This window comes from Massilia alkalitolerans DSM 17462, from assembly GCF_000427785.1.
GTDB classification, from domain to species: Bacteria; Pseudomonadota; Gammaproteobacteria; order Burkholderiales; family Burkholderiaceae_D; genus Telluria; species Telluria alkalitolerans.
On sequence record NZ_ATYR01000009.1, the window covers coordinates 60,056 to 77,840 of the forward strand.

16 protein-coding genes are annotated in these 17,785 nt (G+C 65.6%); 9 read left to right on the top strand and 7 right to left on the bottom strand.

The annotated features are described in order from the left end of the window. The first annotated feature begins 100 nt into the window (after positions 1–100). The 6 genes from YWC_RS0111315 to YWC_RS29095 all read left to right on the top strand — a co-directional run bounded on the left by YWC_RS0111315 (position 101) and on the right by YWC_RS29095 (position 6,849). A complete protein-coding gene (locus tag YWC_RS0111315; protein WP_036214104.1) occupies positions 101–829 on the top strand; it encodes a FadR/GntR family transcriptional regulator in 729 nt (242 codons plus the stop codon). A 116-nt stretch (positions 830–945) separates the two neighbouring features. Then, positions 946–1,863 (top strand): 5-dehydro-4-deoxyglucarate dehydratase, encoded by a 918-nt coding sequence (gene kdgD, locus YWC_RS0111320; RefSeq protein WP_027865473.1) that lies wholly within the window; start codon positions 946–948, stop codon positions 1,861–1,863. A gap of 3 nt (positions 1,864–1,866) precedes the next feature. Beyond that, entirely contained in the window at positions 1,867–3,447 is a 1,581-nt protein-coding gene (locus YWC_RS0111325; RefSeq protein WP_027865474.1) for an aldehyde dehydrogenase (NADP(+)), read from the top strand. Between the two features lie 100 nt (positions 3,448–3,547). Next, positions 3,548–4,972 carry an MFS transporter gene (locus YWC_RS0111330; RefSeq protein ID WP_371846262.1) on the top strand — a complete coding sequence of 475 codons (1,425 nt, stop codon included), beginning with the start codon at positions 3,548–3,550 and terminating at the stop codon, positions 4,970–4,972. Positions 4,973–4,980: 8 nt separating this feature from the next. Continuing rightward, a complete protein-coding gene (locus tag YWC_RS0111335) occupies positions 4,981–5,868 on the top strand; it encodes an SMP-30/gluconolactonase/LRE family protein (RefSeq protein WP_211238964.1) in 888 nt (295 codons plus the stop codon). Positions 5,869–5,928: 60 nt separating this feature from the next. Beyond that, positions 5,929–6,849 (top strand): cupin-like domain-containing protein, encoded by a 921-nt coding sequence (locus tag YWC_RS29095; RefSeq protein WP_036214106.1) that lies wholly within the window; start codon positions 5,929–5,931, stop codon positions 6,847–6,849. On the opposite strand, the gene YWC_RS0111345 is transcribed toward YWC_RS29095, so the two are convergent. The 5 genes from YWC_RS0111345 to YWC_RS0111365 form a co-directional block, all read right to left on the bottom strand. Next, a complete protein-coding gene (locus YWC_RS0111345) occupies positions 6,821–8,920 on the bottom strand; it encodes a putative bifunctional diguanylate cyclase/phosphodiesterase (protein WP_229413080.1) in 2,100 nt (699 codons plus the stop codon). The two genes, YWC_RS29095 and YWC_RS0111345, sit on opposite strands and share 29 nt — an antisense overlap. Before the next feature lie 176 nt (positions 8,921–9,096). After that, on the bottom strand, positions 9,097–10,290 hold the full coding sequence (locus YWC_RS0111350) for an acyl-CoA dehydrogenase (RefSeq protein ID WP_027865478.1): 1,194 nt from the start codon (positions 10,288–10,290) through the stop codon (positions 9,097–9,099). A 162-nt stretch (positions 10,291–10,452) separates the two neighbouring features. After that, the gene (locus YWC_RS29100) at positions 10,453–11,424 is read right to left on the bottom strand and encodes an AraC family transcriptional regulator (RefSeq protein ID WP_211238962.1); all 972 of its coding nucleotides are present in this window, start codon (positions 11,422–11,424) and stop codon (positions 10,453–10,455) included. A gap of 42 nt (positions 11,425–11,466) precedes the next feature. Further along, on the bottom strand, positions 11,467–12,303 hold the full coding sequence (locus tag YWC_RS0111360; RefSeq protein WP_027865479.1) for an SDR family NAD(P)-dependent oxidoreductase: 837 nt from the start codon (positions 12,301–12,303) through the stop codon (positions 11,467–11,469). Positions 12,304–12,448: 145 nt separating this feature from the next. After that, positions 12,449–12,955, bottom strand: coding sequence for a flavin reductase family protein (locus tag YWC_RS0111365; protein WP_027865480.1), 507 nt, complete (start codon positions 12,953–12,955; stop codon positions 12,449–12,451). Between the two features lie 124 nt (positions 12,956–13,079). On the opposite strand from YWC_RS0111365, the gene msrA reads away from it, so the two are divergent. Continuing rightward, the gene (gene msrA, locus YWC_RS0111370) at positions 13,080–13,619 is read left to right on the top strand and encodes a peptide-methionine (S)-S-oxide reductase MsrA (RefSeq protein ID WP_027865481.1); all 540 of its coding nucleotides are present in this window, start codon (positions 13,080–13,082) and stop codon (positions 13,617–13,619) included. Between the two features lie 115 nt (positions 13,620–13,734). Here msrA and YWC_RS0111375 read toward each other — a convergent pair whose 3' ends face one another. Next, positions 13,735–14,946: a class I SAM-dependent methyltransferase gene (locus YWC_RS0111375; protein ID WP_036214145.1), complete on the bottom strand. Its 1,212-nt coding sequence runs from the start codon at positions 14,944–14,946 to the stop codon at positions 13,735–13,737. A gap of 61 nt (positions 14,947–15,007) precedes the next feature. After that, the gene (gene pdxH / locus YWC_RS0111380) at positions 15,008–16,201 is read right to left on the bottom strand and encodes a pyridoxamine 5'-phosphate oxidase (protein WP_027865483.1); all 1,194 of its coding nucleotides are present in this window, start codon (positions 16,199–16,201) and stop codon (positions 15,008–15,010) included. An 89-nt stretch (positions 16,202–16,290) separates the two neighbouring features. Between pdxH and tcdA the strand changes: the two genes are divergently transcribed. Together tcdA and YWC_RS0111390 are read left to right on the top strand one after the other, a co-directional pair. Further along, the gene (gene tcdA / locus YWC_RS0111385; RefSeq protein WP_027865484.1) at positions 16,291–17,181 is read left to right on the top strand and encodes a tRNA cyclic N6-threonylcarbamoyladenosine(37) synthase TcdA; all 891 of its coding nucleotides are present in this window, start codon (positions 16,291–16,293) and stop codon (positions 17,179–17,181) included. A gap of 35 nt (positions 17,182–17,216) precedes the next feature. After that, positions 17,217–17,759: an FKBP-type peptidyl-prolyl cis-trans isomerase gene (locus tag YWC_RS0111390; RefSeq protein WP_027865485.1), complete on the top strand. Its 543-nt coding sequence runs from the start codon at positions 17,217–17,219 to the stop codon at positions 17,757–17,759. The last annotated feature ends 26 nt before the right edge of the window (positions 17,760–17,785 follow it).

A 17,785-nucleotide genomic window follows, 5' to 3' on the forward strand; every position in this document is an offset into this window, starting at 1 on the left:
CCGCTGACACAAGTTATTTGAGATGTCTTGTCATAAGACGTCATACAACTTGTCTTGATATATAATTGTCTTATCTCTCATTCCATCCTTTATTCACGATATGGTCCCCATCCAGCGCAAGCCCCGTAACCTCGCACAGGGTGTCGTCGAACAGATCAGCAGCAGCATCCGCCAGGGTATCCTCAAGCCGGGCGAAAAACTGCCGACCGAGTCCTCGATGATGGCGCAGCACGGCGTGAGCCGCACCGTGGTGCGCGAGGCGATTTCGCACCTGCAGGCCTCAGGGCTGGTGCAGACGCGCCACGGCATCGGGACCTTCGTGCTGGAACGCCCGCAGTCCGGCCTGGGCATCGATGCCGAAAGCATCCTGACCCTGCGCGACGTGCTGTCGATCCTGGAGCTGCGCATCGGTGTCGAAACCGAAACGGCCGGCCTCGCCGCAGTGCGCCGCACCGACGAGCAGGTGCGGGACCTGGGCGTGGCCCTGGCCGAGATGCATGAGGCGATGGCGGTCGGCAGGTCGGCGGTGGATGCGGACAAACGCTTCCACCTGCTCATCGCGCAGGCCACCGGCAACCGCTATTTCGAAGACATCCTCACCCAGCTCGGCAACGCGATCATCCCGCGTGCGCGCCTGAACACGGTGGAGCTGGAGCAGGACAAGCCGGCCAATTTCAACGAGCGCGTCGGCCGCGAACACGACGACATCTTCCGCGCCATCGAGCGCCGCGATCCGGAGGCCGCACGCGCGGCCATGCGCACCCACCTGTCCAACAGCCGCGAACGGCTGGTGCAGGCGCAGCGCCGGATCGAATCCATGATCAATTAAAAAAAGTCGCACTTTCTGCTTGCGAGCTCATCGCTTAGGTTGTACGATGACATACAACCTAGCGCGGTAATCCTTTCTTCACCCGTATTTCACACATCTGTCCTGGAGACTCTGTAATGCAAGCACTCGAACTACAAAAAGTCCTGTCGCACGGCCTGCTTTCCTTCCCGATCACCGACTTCAACGCCGAACTCGACTTCGATAAAGCCGGCTACCAGAAGCGCCTGGAATGGCTGGCGCCGTACGGCGCGACCGCGCTGTTCGCCGCTGGCGGCACCGGCGAATACTTCTCGCTGCATGGCGACGAGTACAGCCAGATCGTCAAGACCGCGGTCGACACCTGCGCCGGCACCGGCGTCGCGATCCTGGCAGGCTGCGGCGGCCCGACCCGCGCGGCCATCGCCCACGCACAGGAAGCCGAGCGCCAGGGCGCCCAGGGCCTGCTGCTGCTGCCGCACTACCTGACCGAATCCAACCAGGATGGCCTGATCGCCCACGTCGAAGCGGTGTGCCGCTCCGTGAAGATCGGTGTCGTGGTGTACAACCGCGCCGCCTGCCGCCTGAGCGCGGACTCGCTGGCCAAGCTGGCTGACCGTTGCCCGAACCTGATCGGCTTCAAGGACGGCATCGGCGACATCGAACTGATGGTCTCGATCTACCGCAAGCTGGGCGACCGTTTCAGCTACCTGGGCGGCCTGCCGACCGCGGAAGTGTATGCCGGCGCCTACAAGGCCCTGGGCACCCCGGTGTACTCGTCGGCCGTGTTCAACTTCGTGCCGCAGCTGGCAATGGACTTCTACCACGCCACCGCCAGCGGCGACACCGCCACCACCAACCGCCTGCTGGACGAGTTCTTCCTGCCGTACCTGGAGATCCGCAACCGCAAGGGCGGCTACGCAGTCAGCATCGTCAAGGCCGGCGCACGCCTGGTCGGCCACGGCGCAGGTCCGGTGCGTCCGCCGCTGACCGACCTGACCCCGGCAGAAGACGAAATGCTGCTGGACCTGATCAAGAAGCAAAAGAACCCGGTGTAAGCCATGCAGATCACTGGTGAAATGATCATCGGCAGCCAGCTCGTCCGCGGTAGCGCGGGCGAGGTGAAAGCCTACAACCCATCCACCCGCGGCGAGTTCGAGCCGGCCTTCGGCCAGGCGACCGGCGCCGACGTGGAACGTGCCTGCGAACTCGCTGCCCAAGCGTTCGACCCGTACCGTTCGCTGCCGCTGGAAGGGCGCGCCCGCTTCCTGGAAGCGGTGGCGGAACAGATCCTGGCCATCGGTTCGGCCCTGATCGAACGCGCCCAGCAGGAAACCGGCCTGCCGCAAGCCCGCCTGGAAGGCGAGCGCATGCGCACCGTGACCCAGCTGCGCCTGTTCGCGAAAGTAGTGCGCGACGGCCGCTTCCTGGGCGCGACGATCGACAGCGCGCTGCCGGAACGCACCCCGCCGCGTCCCGACCTGCGCCTGGCCAAGATCGGCCTCGGCCCGGTCGTGGTCTTCGGCGCCAGTAACTTCCCGCTGGCCTTCTCGGTCGCGGGCGGCGATACCGCATCGGCCCTGGCAGCAGGCTGCCCGGTCATCGTGAAAGCCCACGGCGCCCACCTCGGCACCTCGGAACTGGTCGGCCGCGCCGTCCAGCGCGCGGTGCAGGAGTGCGGCCTGCCGGAAGGCGTGTTCTCGATGATCTTCGGCGACGGCCGTACCATCGGCCAGCAGCTGGTCAGCCACCCGGCCATCAAGGCGGTCGGCTTCACCGGCTCGCGTGGCGGCGGCACCGCGCTGATGCGCACCGCGGCCGCACGTCCGGAACCGATCCCGGTCTACGCCGAGATGAGCAGCGTGAACCCGGTGTTCCTCCTCCCTGGCGCGCTGGAAGAGGGCGGTTCGCTTCTTGCGAACGGCTTCGTCGACTCGCTGACCCTGGGCGTGGGCCAGTTCTGCACCAACCCTGGCCTGGTGTTCGCGGTCAAGGGCGCGGCGCTGGACGCCTTCACTGCGGCGGCCACCACGGCGCTGGCAGCCAAGGGCGCGGGCACCATGCTGACCGCCGGCATCCATGACGCCTACAACAGCGGTATCGCACGCTTCGGCGCCGCCAAGGGCCTGCGCCTGGTGGCCCAGGGCGGTACCGAAGGCATCGGCTGCGCCGCGCAGGCTGCGCTGTACGAGGTCGATGCTGCGGACTTCATCGGCAACCCGGAGCTGCAGGACGAAATCTTCGGCCCGGCCGCGCTGGTGGTGCGTTTCGACAGCGAAGAGCAGATGCTGCAGGCGGCCGAGCAGCTGCATGGCCAGCTGACCGCGACCGTGCACGTCAAGCCGGCCGACCATGCACTGGCCGCAAAGCTGCTGCCGGTCCTGGAACGCAAGGCGGGCCGGGTGCTTTTCAACGGCTTCCCGACCGGCGTCGAAGTGTCGCACGCGATGGTTCACGGCGGTCCGTTCCCGGCCACCAGCGACAGCCGCACCACCTCGGTGGGCGCGAGCGCGATCGACCGCTTCCTGCGGCCGGTGTGCTACCAGAACGTGCCGGAGGGCTTGCTGCCGGAGGCGCTTCGCGACGACAATCCACTGCGCCTTGCGCGCGTGCTGGATGGAGACTTGAAAGTCGCAGAGTAATGTGAGGGGGCGCAAGGTTCGACTTTGCGCCCCCTTTTCGACCGATTGAAGCACCAGCCGGAGGAGACGCCGGCTGTTTCGTTTGAAAAGAACTGATCCCATGAATCAGCAAGTCATGAGCGCAAATGCGAAGCAACGCGCAGAGCAGACCCCCGGGCTCACCTCGACGGTGGGCAAGTATCGCTGGACCATCTGCGCCCTCCTGTTCTTCGCCACCACCATCAACTACCTCGACCGCCAGGTCCTGAGCCTGCTGGCGCCGCTGCTTACCAAGGAATTCGGCTGGTCGAACACCGACTACGCCAACATCACGGCAGTCTTCCAGTTCGTCTACGCCATCTCGATGCTGTTCGCCGGCCGCGTGATCGACCGCCTCGGCACCAAGCGCGCCTTCGTCCTCGCCATCGTGGTCTGGTCGATCGGCGCCATCGCGCACGCCTACGCCATCGGCATCGGCAATGCGGTCAACAGCGTGTTCACCACGCTCGGCCTGGCCGCGGTGCCGGTCTCGATCGTCGGCTTCATGGTGGGCCGCGCGGTGCTGGCGATCGGTGAGGCGGGCAACTTCCCGGCCGCGATCAAGGCGACTGCGGAATACTTCCCCAAGCGCGAGCGTTCCTTCGCCACCGGCATCTTCAACTCCGGCGCCAACGTCGGCGCGATCCTGGCTCCCTTGACCGTGCCCCTGATCGCCGAGTACTGGGGCTGGCAGGCCGCCTTCATCGCGGTCGGCGCCATCGGCTTCATCTGGATGGGCATCTGGATCTGGCTGTACGACACCCCGGATCGCCAGAAACGCCTTAGCGCCGGCGAACTGGCCTACATCAACAGCGACAGCTCGCCTGCGGACGCGAACCCCACCGCCGCAGCGGCCAAGCCGAAGGCATCCTGGTTCAAGCTGCTGGGCTACCGCCAGACCTGGGCCTTCGCCTTCGGCAAGTTCATGACCGACGGCGTGTGGTGGTTCTTCCTGTTCTGGCTGCCGAAGTACATGTCGGCGCAGTACGGCCTGACCGGCCCGGAGATGGTCCTGCCGCTGGCGGTCCTGTACAGCATGACGATGGTGGGTAGTATCGGCGGCGGCTGGCTGCCGACCTGGTTCATCGACCGCGGCCACAGCATCTACCAGGGCCGCATGCGCGCCATGTTCACCATCGCCCTGTTCCCGCTGGTGGTGCTGCTGGCCCAGCCGCTCGGCTACCTGGGCTTCTGGATCCCGGTGATCCTGATCGGCATCGGCGCCTCGGCGCACCAGGCCTGGTCGGCCAACCTGTTCACCACCGTGTCCGACATGTTCCCGAAGCACAGCGTCGGGTCGGTGGTCGGCATCGGCGGCATGGCCGGCGGCCTGGGCGGCGTGCTGCTCACCAAGCTGGGCGGCTGGCTGTTCGACTACTACGGCGCCCTGGGTCACCTGGAAACCGGCTACCTGATCATGTTCTCGATCTGCGCGCTGGCCTACCTGACGGCCTGGCTGGTGATGAAGGCCCTGGTGCCGGCACACCGCGAGATCACCGACCTGTAATGGCAGGCATGGAGATCGACCGTATCGAAGGCGTGCACTGCGCCACCGGCGAAAGCCCCACCTGGAACGCGCTTGAGCAAGCGTGGTACTGGGTGGACATCCCGGCGCGCCGCGTCTGGCGCATGGACCACGCCACCGGCGCGCTGCGCCACTGGGAAGCGCCCGAGATGGTGGCCTGCATCGCAGGCGCCGTCGACGGCAGCCTGGTGGCCGGCATGGAAACCGGCATCCATCGCCTGGTGCTGGGCGAGGACGGCAAGGCCGAGGCCACGCGCCTGGCCGCGCCGCCCGCGCTTGAACTGGGCGAAGGCATGCGCTTCAACGACGGACGCTGCGACCGCCAGGGCCGTTTCTGGAGCGGCACCATGTTCATGGACATGGGCGCGGCACGCGCGGTCGGCGGCTTGTACCGCTACAGCGCGGACGAAGGGCTGCACGGCCCGGTCGTGAGCGGCCTGCTCACGCAGAACGGCCTGGCCTGGTCGCCCGACGGGCGCACCATGTACCTGTCGGATTCGCATCCGCAGCGCCGCACCGTGTGGGCCTTCGACTACGACATCGAGCAGGGCATACCGCACAACAAGCGCGTCTTCCTCGACCTGACCGGGCAGAAGGGCCGCCCGGACGGCGCCGCGGTCGATGCCGACGGCTGCTACTGGACCTGCGCCAACGACGGCGGCCTGGTACAGCGCTTCACGCCCGGCGGGAAGCTGGACCGCGAGATCGCGCTGCCGATGGCCAAGCCTTCGATGTGCGCTTTCGGCGGGCCGCAGCTCGATACCCTCTTGGTGACGTCGATCGACCCGGGTACGGGCGGCGAGGCCGGTTCGGTGGTGCTGTTGCGCCCGGGTGTGCAGGGCGTGGTGGAAACGCCCTTCGGCGCAAGCCGCGCCTGATTCGACTTTTCGGGCTCCACGCGCTAACCTGTACGGTTTCGTGTGGAGTGCTGAAAACATATGCAGGACAATAGGGAAGCGAAAGGCATCCTGCCACCGCTGCCGACGCTGGCGGCAACGCCGGAAGATGCCGCGGCCAGGAAGCTGGCGCAGGAGGAGCGCGACGCCGCGGTACGCGGCGTCGTCTCGATCGCCGCGATGCGCCAGGCCGTCAAGGGCCATGCGCGCGGCCTGCCGATCCTTTCCGAGGTGCCGCGCCTCAAGCGGATGGACGCGACAGCCTTTGCGGCGCGCGCCGCGCAAGGACTCCCCTTCATCATGACCGGCCTGGTCAACCGCTGGCCCCTGTGCAGCCTCACCCCGCTCGAGCTGCGCGAACGCTACGGCGATCTGCCGGTGCGCGCCCGCGTCGGCGACTACATCCGGCAACCCTTCCGGGCCGACCGCCCGATGCGCGACATGTCCCTGCGCGCCTACCTCGACCTCGAGCCCGAACGCATCCACGGCGCCGGCGAGCCGCCGCCCTATGTCGGCAACCTGGAACTGCGCGAGCTGAACCGCCTGTGCCACTGGCCTGCCTACTTCGGCAAGATGGGGCCGCCCCGTTTCTGGCTTGGGCCCATCGGCACGATGACGCCGCTGCACTGCGACTTCGACGACAACATCTTCGCGCAGATATGGGGCTGCAAGCGCATCTTCCTGGCGCCGCCGCATCACGACGCATTCCTGTACGCCAGCGAAGCCAATCCTGTGCTGTTCGGTTCGCCCTTCGACCCCGAGGTGCCCGACTACGACGCCTATCCGCTTGCGCGCCAGGCGGCCACGGTGTCCTGCGTCGTCGAACCCGGCGACATGCTCTACGTGCCGGCCGGCTGGTTCCACCAGGTGCGTGCGCTGGAATTCTCGCTGTCCTCCAACCGCTGGGCGCGCGGCGTGCCGCTGGCGCTCGGGCTTAATGCACCGTGCGCGCGTACTGCGTGAAATGCTCGGCGCTGAGCGCGTGCTGGTACAGGAAGCCCTGGTAGATGTAGCAGCCGGCGTCCGATAAGAACTGGCGCTGGCCCGCCGTCTCGACGCCTTCCGCGATCACCTGCAGGCCCAGGCTCTCGCCCAGCGCGATGATCGAGCGCACGATGGATGCGTCGTTCTGGTCGGTGAGCACGTCGCGCATGAAGGACTGGTCGATCTTGAGCTGGTCGAGCGGCAGCTTGCGCAGGTAGGCCAGCGACGAGTAGCCGGTGCCGAAGTCGTCCAGCGAAAAGCTGATGCCGCGCTGCTTCAGGGTGGCCATGGTGTGGGCGGTGTGGGTGAAGTCGCTCACCACCAGGCTTTCGGTCAGCTCGAGCTTGAGGCTGGACGGCTGCACCCCGGTTTCTTCGAACACCTGCTGCAGCATCGGCACGAAGTCCGGCTCGATGAACTGGCCGGCGCTGACGTTGACCGACATCGTCAGCCCGGCCGTGTCGGGAAAACGCTGCCAGCGCGCCAGCTCGGCGCAGGCGGTGCGCAGCACCCAGCGCCCGATGTCGATGATCAGGCCGCTCTCTTCGGCCGCCTGGATGAACTCGGCCGGATACAGCAGCCGGCCGTCCGGCAGGCGCCAGCGCAACAGCGCTTCGGCGCCGATCACGCGGCTGCTGCGGTCGAGCTGCGGCTGGTAATGCAGCACGAACTCTTCGTCGCGTAGCGCGCGCCGCATCGCACCTTCCAGCTCGGCCCGGGCCGACCACGCCGCCTGCACCGCCGGGTCGTGGAAGCGGTAGGTGTTGCGGCCGCAGGCCTTTGCCTGGTACATCGCGGCGTCGGCCTGGCGCAGCGTCGACTCGACCGTGTCCACGGTGCCGCACAAGGTGGTCACGCCGACGCTGACCGACACCGAATACATCATGTCGGCCAGCTGGAAGGGCGCCGCCATCGCGGCCACCACCTTGCTGGCCACCGTCTCGGCCTGGGCCGCCGCGCCCTCGCGCGTGTCTTCCACCGGCTGGATCAGGATCACGAATTCGTCGCCGCCCAGGCGCGCCACCATGTCGGCTTCGCGCACGCAGTGCTCGAGGCGGCGCGCCACCGCCTGCAGCAGCATGTCGCCGGCGGCGTGGCCCTGCGAGTCGTTCAGGTACTTGAACTTGTCGAGGTCGCAGTACATCAGGGCGCCGCACTTGCGCGTGCGCGCACTGCCCAGCAGGGCGCGGCGCAGGTGGTCGAGCAGGCTGGCGCGGTTCGGCAGGTCGGTCAGCGCGTCGAAGAAGGCGAGGCGGTAGATCTCCGCTTCATTGTGCTTGCGCTCGCTGATGTCGGTGCTGATCACCAGGATCTTCTGCTGCGCGCCCGACTCGCGGTCGGCGGCCATCAGCGTCCAGCGGGTGTCGGTCTCGATGCAGACGCCGTCGCGCCGCAGGTGCGACAGCTCGCCCGTCCATTCGCCGTTGGCGAGCGTGTTCTCGTAGGCCGCATGGTAGGCCCGCTGTTCCCCGCACAGCATGTCGGAAAACTTCTTGCCGCGCGCTTCGCGGGCGCTCCAGCCATAGAGCCGTTCGGCGCCGTTGTTCCAGTAGGTGATGCGCGAATTCAGGTCCATCGCGATGATGGCATCGCGCGCCTGCTGCAGGTAGGAAGCCTGTTCCTGGACCAGCATGTTGGCATTGCGCAGCTCGGTGTAGTCGAACATGAAGCCTTCAAGGATCTTGCCTCGCCCCTGAGGCGGCGCGGCCCCTTGTTCATATACCCATCTGGTTTCGCCGTTGGCGCAGCGGATGCGATAGGTCAGCTTGAAGGCACGTCCCTGCTGGAGCGCCAGGGCGACGCCGCGTTCGGCGCCGGCGCGGTCGTCCGGGTGGATCAGGCTGGCGAAGTTCAGTCCAGGGCGCGCCAGGAAGGCGGCCGGAGGATAACCGGTCAGCTTTTCCACGCCGTCGCTGATGAACTCCATGGTCCAGTCGGCGTCGTACCGGCAGCGGTAGGCAACGCCAGGCAGGTTCTGGAGCAGCAGCTCGAGCGACAACGCACGGGCGTCGCTGAGAGCAGGCGATTGCGGTCCGTCAAGAGCGCTCATCCGGCCTCGCACATGGTCTGAGTTACCGCTAGTTCTGGTTATGAGAATCCGGTAACTATCCTAGCGCAAATTTGCACCGTATTGACGTAGCGCGATTGAAACTAGAAAAGAATTGTTGTAACTCGGCCAGTGCGAGAGGAAACAGTGCGCCACCGTACGGCGGCGCGCCTGGAGGATCAGAACGCGGCGATGCCAGTCTGTGCGCGGCCGAGGATCAGCGCGTGGATGTCGTGGGTGCCTTCGTAGGTGTTGACCACTTCGAGGTTGACCATGTGGCGCACAATGCCGAACTCGTCCGAGATGCCGTTACCACCGAGCATGTCACGTGCCGTACGGGCAATATCCAGTGCCTTGCCGCAGGAGTTGCGCTTCATGATCGAGGTGATCTCGACGGCGGCGGTGCCTTCGTCCTTCATGCGGCCCAGGCGCAGGCAGCCCTGCAGGCCGAGGGTGATTTCGGTCTGCATGTCGGCCAGCTTCTTCTGTACCAGCTGGTTGGCGGCGAGCGGCTTGCCGAACTGCTTGCGGTCCAGCACGTACTGGCGCGCCGTGTGCCAGCAGTCTTCGGCCGCGCCGAGCGCGCCCCAGGCGATGCCGTAGCGCGCCGAGTTCAGGCAGGTGAACGGACCCTTCAGGCCGCGCACGTCCGGGAAGGCGTTCTCTTCCGGGCAGAACACCTCGTCCATGACGATCTCGCCGGTGACCGAGGCGCGCAGGCCGAACTTGCCGTGGATGGCGGGAGCGCTCAGGCCCTTCCAGCCCTTTTCCAGCACGAAGCCGCGGATCGCGCCTTCGTCGTCCTTGGCCCAGACCACGAACACATCGGCGACCGGCGAGTTGGTGATCCACATCTTGGAACCGCTCAGCGAATAGCCGCCCTCGACCTTGCGGGCGCGGGTGACCATCGAGGCCGGGTCGGAGCCGTGGTTCGGCTCGGTCAAGCCGAAGCAGCCGATCCATTCGCCGGTGGCCAGTTTCGGCAGGTATTTCTGTTTGGTTTCCTCATTGCCGAATTCAAAGATCGGCACCATCACCAGCGAGGACTGCACGCTCATCATCGAGCGGTAGCCGGAGTCGACGCGCTCGACTTCGCGTGCGATCAGGCCATACGAGACGTAGTTCAGGCCCGGGCCGCCGTATTGTTCCGGGATGGTCGGGCCGAGCAGGCCGAGTTCGCCCATTTCGCGGAAGATCGCGTTGTCCATGCGTTCGTGGCGGAAAGCCTCGAGGATGCGCGGCTTCAGCTTGTCCTGGCAGTAGCTTGCCGCAGCCTCGCGCACCATGCGTTCTTCATCGGTGAGCTGGCTGTTCAGCAGCAGGGGGTCGTCCCAGTGGAAGGCGGCTTTGCGGGGCGAATCGGAATGGCTCATGGATCTTCCTGTCTCGATAGGTTCTTGTACGAGGCGCACGCCAGTCTGAAGGCACGCCATAGCTTGACCATTATAAGAATGGTGCGCCGCCGTATCTTTTGAATCTGCGACAAGCATTTTCATTTTTGCTCGGTCGGAAATTCGCGCGCCGACGATGGCGGATTATTGTGTAAACGATACTGCTTGCGCCAGGCCGGCATTGCGTAGACGTAGCATGTCGCGTGTCGGCGCCGAGCCGAAATGGCGAGCATATTCACGGCTGAACTGCGAGGGGCTGGCATAGCCGACACGCTGGCAAGCGAGTCCGGCATCCATGCCGGTCGACAACATCAGGCGGCGTGCTTCCTGCAGGCGCAGGGTCTTCTGGAACTGCAGCGGGCTCATCGAGGTCAGCGACTTGAAGTGCTCGTGCAGGGAGGAGGGACTCATGTGCGCCAGCTCGGCCATGTCGTCGATGCGGACAGGACGGTCGTAATTCCGGCGGATCCAGTCCACTACCTTGCCGATACGGTGCGACTCGACGCGGCCGAGCTGGGCCAGGCGGGCGCCAAAGGGGCCGCGCAAGAGGCGCAGCACGATCTCGTCGATGGCCAGCGGCGCCAGCAGGGCGGCATCCTCGGGCTGGCTGGCCAGCGCCATCAAACGCGCCGCGGCGTCGACGACGGCTTCGCCCGCCTGCGCCACGTACACGGCACGCCTGTCGCGAACTGCCGGCACACCTTCCGGATAGGCCTTCAGGATCAGTTCCGCCAGCCGCTGCTGGTCGAAATCGAGCCGGAAGGACAGGTAGGGCGCGGCCACGCTGGCTTGCCTGATCATGGCGGCGATCGGCAGGTCCAGCGAAAAGATCATCATGCGCGAGGGATCGTATTCATAGGACTCTTGGCCCAGCATGACCGTCTTGGCGCCCTGCGCAACGATGCACAGGGCAGGGCGGTGCAGGCCATGCACCAGTTCCGCGCTGGTGGTCGAGGCGCGGATGGCATGTACGCCCGGAATGCAGGTCTCGAATGAACCGTCCTGCGGCGCAGTGGCAAGCAGCAGCCGCGCCAAGCGCGCAGGCATGGCCGGCTGCTGGGGCGGCTCGCTTGTCTGGACACCGGCAAGGATGGGGAGCTGGTCGGGCGAGTTCATGGCGCTATCGGTCGCAGGATACCACCAGTGCCGCTGCAGTGCTCAGGCATCGTGGTCCGTCGAGCGCGACAGTCCAGCCAGTTCGTTCAACTCGATGAGCCGGGCATCGATCGCGGTTTGTGCCATGGCGAGTGCATCACTGCCTGCAAGGAACTGCTTCGGCGGATTGTCCATCCCGGCCAGGTGCACCACCAGCTTGGCGAGCTTGGCCGGATCACCCAGCTGCTTGCCATGGTAGGCGCCATACGCGTTCTCGACCGAGCCGTGGGCCGCATAATCGTCGATCACCTTCTGGCCGTAGCGCACCGAGCTCTGGTCGAGGAAGTCGGTACGGAAGAAGCCCGGCTCGACAGTGCTTACCTTGATGCCGAACTTGGCCAGCTCCAGCCCTAGCGAAGACGACAGGCCTTCGATCGCGTACTTGGTGGCACAGTAGACCGAGGCGCCATCGAAGCCGGTGACGCCGGCGATCGAGCTGATGTTGACGACGTGGCCCGCGCGCTGGCGGCGCAACACCGGCAGGGCGGCACGCAGCACGTGCATCACGCCGAATACATTGACCGTGAACTGCTGTTCGATGTCGGCCGGGGACAGCTCCTCGAAGTTGCCCAGCAGCCCATAGGCGGCGTTGTTGACGAGCACGTCGATGCGGCCGAAGCGGGCGACGGCGGCCTCGATGGCGGCCGCCGCTTGCGTTTCCTTGGCGACGTCGAGTCCGACCAGTTCGACCTGCTCCGAATCGACCGAGGCGAAGGTGGATGTCAGCTGTGCAAGGCTGCGAGCCGCCGCGACAACGCGGTCGCCGTCGGCGATAGCTGCATGAGCAATTTCTGCGCCGATGCCGCGGCCGGCGCCCGTAATGAACCAGACTTTGGACATGATCTCTTCTCCATGATATGCCGCTTGAGGCGGCGTTAAGGTGAAGAGCATGGTAGGGCGCGAGGCCCGGCGGGATTTGCCTGAAAATCCGGAGAGCTGGCGTGATCCTCGCCAGCTGCACTGGAAACGGGTTTAAAAGGTCGCCCTAGCCGGTTGCACCGAAGCGCCCGCCATGGAACAGCAGCGCCGACTGCGGATGCACGGCGCATTCCTCGACTTCGCCCACGAAGATGACGTGGTCGCCTTCCGGATAGCGGCTGCGGTTGTGGCATTCGAACCAGGCCGAGACGCCCTTCAGGATCGGCAGGCCGGTGCGCGACAGTTCGTACTCGACGCCGGTGAAGGGATCGTCGATGCTGCGGCGCGAAAAGCGCAGCGCCAGGTCCTGCTGGCCCGCGCCCAGCACATTGATGACGTAATGCGAGTTGCCGCTGAAGATGGGCAGGCTGTTGGCGCCGGCGCCCAGGCTCCACAGGACGAGCGGGGGCTCGAGCGAGACCGAGTTGAAGGAACTGGCGGTCAGGCCGCGGAACGAGCCGTCGGCAAGGCGCGTGGTGATGACGGTGACACCGGTGGCGAATTGCGACAGGGCGTGGCGAAAATGCGCCGAGTCGAAACCGCGCGTCGTGGCACGGGGAGAGCGTGTATTCATTGGACCGCCATTATGCCACTGTCGGGCGGCCGGCCGGGTTTTGATCCCGAGCGCACTGCATGAAAGTGCGCTTTGCGTTACATTAAGAACTATCGAATCTGACGAAATAGCAAAGGTGCGTGCAATGAGCGAACAAAGCGGGAGGGAGGTAGCCATCCTGGGGGGCGGATGCTTCTGGTGCCTGGAAGCGGTCTACCTGGAGGCGCGCGGCGTGACGCGCGTGGAATCGGGCTACATGGGCGGCCATGTCGATCAGCCGAGCTACGAACAGGTGTGCGCGGGCACGACCGGCCACGCCGAGGTGGTGCGGCTCGAGTTCGACCCGACGGTGATCAGCTACCGCGACATCCTCGAGATCTTCTTCACGATTCATGATCCGACCACGCCTGACCGCCAGGGCAATGATGTCGGCCCGCAATACCGCTCGGTGATCTTCACTACCTCGCCGGAGCAGGAGGCGATGGCGCGCAAGGTGATGGCCGAGATGGCGGCGGTATGGGATGCGCTGATCGTGACCCAGCTGTTGCCCCAGGAGACCTGGTACAAGGCCGAGGACTATCACCAGAATTATTTTGCGCAGCATCCGCTGCAGGGCTACTGCGCCTTCGTGGTGGCGCCGAAGGTGGCGAAGTTCCGCAAGACCTTCAGCGAGCGGCTCAAGTAGGGTGGTCGGCTTGCCGACCGTGCGTTCAACCAGCAACAGAATAGCCGCGCGGGCAGCAATGCCGTGATTTGAACGCGCGGCCGGCGGAGCCGGCCACCCTACGGTGTAACGGTATTCATGTGTCGAGGTACATATACCGCCGCGACCAGGGCAGCTGCGCCACATCCCCATCCGCCTTCCCGCACACGATCTGGTACAGGCTGATCCTCCTGTGCGCGAAGGCGTAGGCGCAGCCCGCCAGGTAGACGTGCCAGATGCGGAAGCGCTTCTCGTCCGTCAGCGTCCGGACATGCTCGGCATTGCTTTCGAAATTGTCGGTCCAGATCGCGCAGGTCTTCGCGTAGTGGCGCCGCAGGTTTTCCACGTCGCGCACTTCCAGCCCGCCTTCCTGCATCGCCCGCACCACCGTGGCCAGGTGGGCCAGCTCGCCGTGCGGGAACACGTACTGGTCGATGAATTCGCCGCCGCCGTAGGGCGTGGCACTGTTGTCGACATTGGTGGTCGTGATTCCGTGGTTCATCACCACGCCCCCCGGGGCCAGCAGCCGGTTCACGCGTGAAAAATATTCTGGCAGGTGCTGCACGCCGACGTGTTCGAACATGCCGACGCTGGTGATGCGCTCGAAGCTGCCGTCGACGTCGCGGTAGTCCTGCAGGCGAATCTCGACCTGTCCCTGCAATCCGGCCCGTTCGACCCGCTCGCGCGCAAGCCGGGCCTGGTTCTCGGACAGCGTCACGCCGACGCAGCGTGCGCCGAAGGCCTGGGCCGCGCGCAGCACCAGCGCACCCCAGCCGCAGCCGATGTCGAGCAAGGTCTGTCCGGGCCGCAGGTCGATCTTGCGCAGGATGTGGTCGATCTTCTTTTGCTGCGCCGTGGCCAGGTCTTCGTCGCCGTTCTCGAAGTAGGCGCAGGAATACACCATGGCCGGGTCGAGCCAGGCCGCGTAGAAATCGTTGGAAACGTCGTAGTGGTAGCGGATCGCTTCGGCATCGCTCGCGCGCGTGTGCGGGACTGCGCGGCGCAGCATGTCGCCGAGGCGGCCGCGTCCCTTGTCCAGGCTGGCCGCCAGGGCGTTGCCGACGTTGATGATGTCGGCCGCCCGTCCCTTGATGTCGATCGCTCCCTCGACGTAGGCGCGCCCCAGGTTGTACAGCGAGGGCGAGCGCAGGTAGCGCAGGGCAGAGCGGTCGGGGACGCGGATGGTCACCCGTGCTGGCTCGGAGGAAAACTCGAGTTGGCGGCCATCCCACAGTTCGACCCGCAAGGGCAGGGACAGCTTGTCACGCAGGCCTGCACTCCAGGCCGACAATACCATTTGCTCGAACACGCTCACCTCCGGCATAGGTGGCCGGCGTGCCGCGCAGATGCGAGCTCGCGCTGCGGCCGGCCTAGGGTTGCAAACGCAGGCGGGTCCAGCTGCCGTCTTCCTGACGCTCGTAGACGATGCGGTCGTGGAAGCGGGAGCGGCGCCCCTGCCAGAATTCCAGGCGCTCGGGCACGAGGCGGAAACCGCCCCAGTTGCCTGGACGCGCAGGATCATCTCCAGCTTGCCGTGCTACGGCGTCGTAGTTCTGTTCCAGCTCAGCGCGGCTGCCGATTGGAGCGCTTTGACGAGAGGCGATGGCCGACAAACGGCTTTTCAGCGGCCGGCTGCGGAAATACCGGTCGCTTTCTTCGTTTGAGGTGCGCTCTACACGTCCTTCGATGCGCACCTGGCGTTCGAGTTCGCTCCAAAAGAACAACAAAGCGGCGTATTGATTATCCTCCAACTCCTGGCCTTTGCGGCTGTCGTAATTGGTGTACCAGGTGAAGCCGCGTTCGTCGAACTGCTTCACCAGCACGATGCGCGAACTCGGGCGGCCGTTGGCGGCCACCGTGGCCACCGACATGGCGTTCGGCTCGTTCACCTCGGCCTTCAGCGCCTGCTCGAACCATTGCGTGAACTGGAGCATCGGGTCGTCCATCACCTCGTTCTCGTTCAGGCTGGCCTGGCCGTAATCCTTGCGCAGGTCGGCGACGGCCTGGCCGATCGCCGGGGCAGGGGAGGCCACGCCGATACCGCGGCGCGCCTGCATGGCCTTGCCCAGCTGGGCCATCTGTTCCGGGCTGAACAGGCGCAGGGCCATCGGCGCCATCGTGCCTTCCTCGCGTTCCATGTGGGAAAGATAGCGCTGGCTGAAACGCTGCACCGCGCTGGCCGACAGTACGGTCGACCCGCCTTCGGCGATGGCGGTCAGCTGCTCGTGCAAGTCCTGCCAGATCGCGTCCATGTCCTTGTGGTCCTGCAGGATCACCGGCGCCAGCGCCTGCAGGGTGGCGGCATCCTCGCCTTGCGCCACGGCGCGCAGCATCGGGATCAGGTCCTGTTCCTCGTCGTCGTGGTGCAGGTGGGCCGCCTTCTCGAAGTATTTCAGCACCGCTGCCGCGGCCTGGCGCGCCTGTTCGTCGGCGCCGAATTCCGGCAGGTGGGCGAGCAGCTTGTCGAGGGTCGCCAGCTGCTTGCGGATGCGGTCGTGGCAGTGCTTGAGGACGGCGATCGGCTGGTCGAAATCGGGGGCGGTGTCGTGGAGGTGGAGAGTCATGGGGCGTTTTGTTGACACACGAGAAGAATTTGGTTGACTAGTAGCTATTTTAGTGCAGATGCGCAATCGAGGTCCGTTAAAATGGCGGGATGAACCTGACCGATACCCCTACTCTTGCAGCTACCCTGGACGACGAAGTCGACTTTGCGCGCCGCTTCGGCGGGATCGCGCGCCTCTATGGCGAGCGTGCCCTCGAACGCTTCCGTGCGGCGCACGTTTGCGTGATCGGTGTCGGCGGCGTCGGTTCCTGGATCGTCGAGGCGCTGGCACGCAGCGCCGTCGGCCACCTGACCCTGATCGACCTCGATAACGTGGCCGAATCGAACATCAACCGCCAGCTCCAGGCGCTCAGCTCGACCATCGGGATGCCGAAGATCGAGGCGCTCAAGGAACGCATCGCGCAGATCAACCCGTTCTGCAAGGTTACCCTGGTCGAGGACTTCATCGACCCGGAGAATATCGAGACGATGATCGCCGGTAAAGGTTTCGACTACGTGGTCGACGCCATCGACGGCGTCAAGTCGAAGGCGGCCCTGATCGCTTACTGCAGCGCCAAGGCCTTGCCCCTGATCGTCATTGGCGGCGCCGGCGGCCAGACCGACCCGACCAAGATCGAAGTGCGCGACCTGGCCCGCACCGAGCAGGAACCGCTGCTGAAGAAAGTGCGCAAGATCCTGCGCGCCCAGTACGGCTTCGCCAAGGGCGAAAAGAACAAGTACCACATCGATGCCGTGTTCTCGATGGAACCGCTGCGCTATCCGGATGCCGGCGATGCCTGTGCGATCGACCCGAACGGCGTCACCGGCCTGAACTGCGCCGGCTTCGGCTCGAGCATGGTGGTCACCGCCACCTTCGGCATGGTGGCGGCCGGTCACCTGCTGCGCAAGCTGGCGGATGCCGCTAATGCCGAGCCGGTGGATGCTGTCGATGCTGTTGCTGAAGCGCAAACTGTGCAAGCCGAAGCGGCCTTGCTATCATAGGATCAGTTATTGATCACTTTGATGGAAGAACCCACATGATCCGTCGTACCGCATTCGCAGCACTGCTGCTGGCCGCCGCTGCCGGCGCCACCGCCCAGGACAGCGCCACCCAGCAACAGGACGCGTCCAAGCCCACCACCCAGCCTGCGCCGGAGCAGCAGAACGTCCCGCAGGCGACCCAGCCGCAGACGGTCCAGCCGCAGGCCGAACCGGTCGTCCCGGCCGCGCCCACCCCGCAGGTCGAGATCATCGACCGCGTGGTCGGCAAGGGCAAGGAAGCCAGCGTCGGCAGCAAGGTGCTGGTCCACTACACCGGCTGGCTGCACAAGCCGCTCGCGCCCAAGCAGCGCGGCAAGAAGTTCGACTCCTCGCTCGACCGTGGCGACCCGCTCGAGTTCCAGCTCGGCGCCGGCATGGTCATCAAGGGCTGGGAGCAGGGCGTGCAGGGCATGAAGGTGGGCGGCAAGCGCACCCTGGTCATCCCGAGCGCACTGGCCTACGGCAAGCGCGGCGCCGGCGGCATGATTCCGCCCGATGCCGACCTGATCTTTGATGTGGAACTGGTGAACGTGAAGTAAATCTAAAGCTAACGACTCTCGGGAGA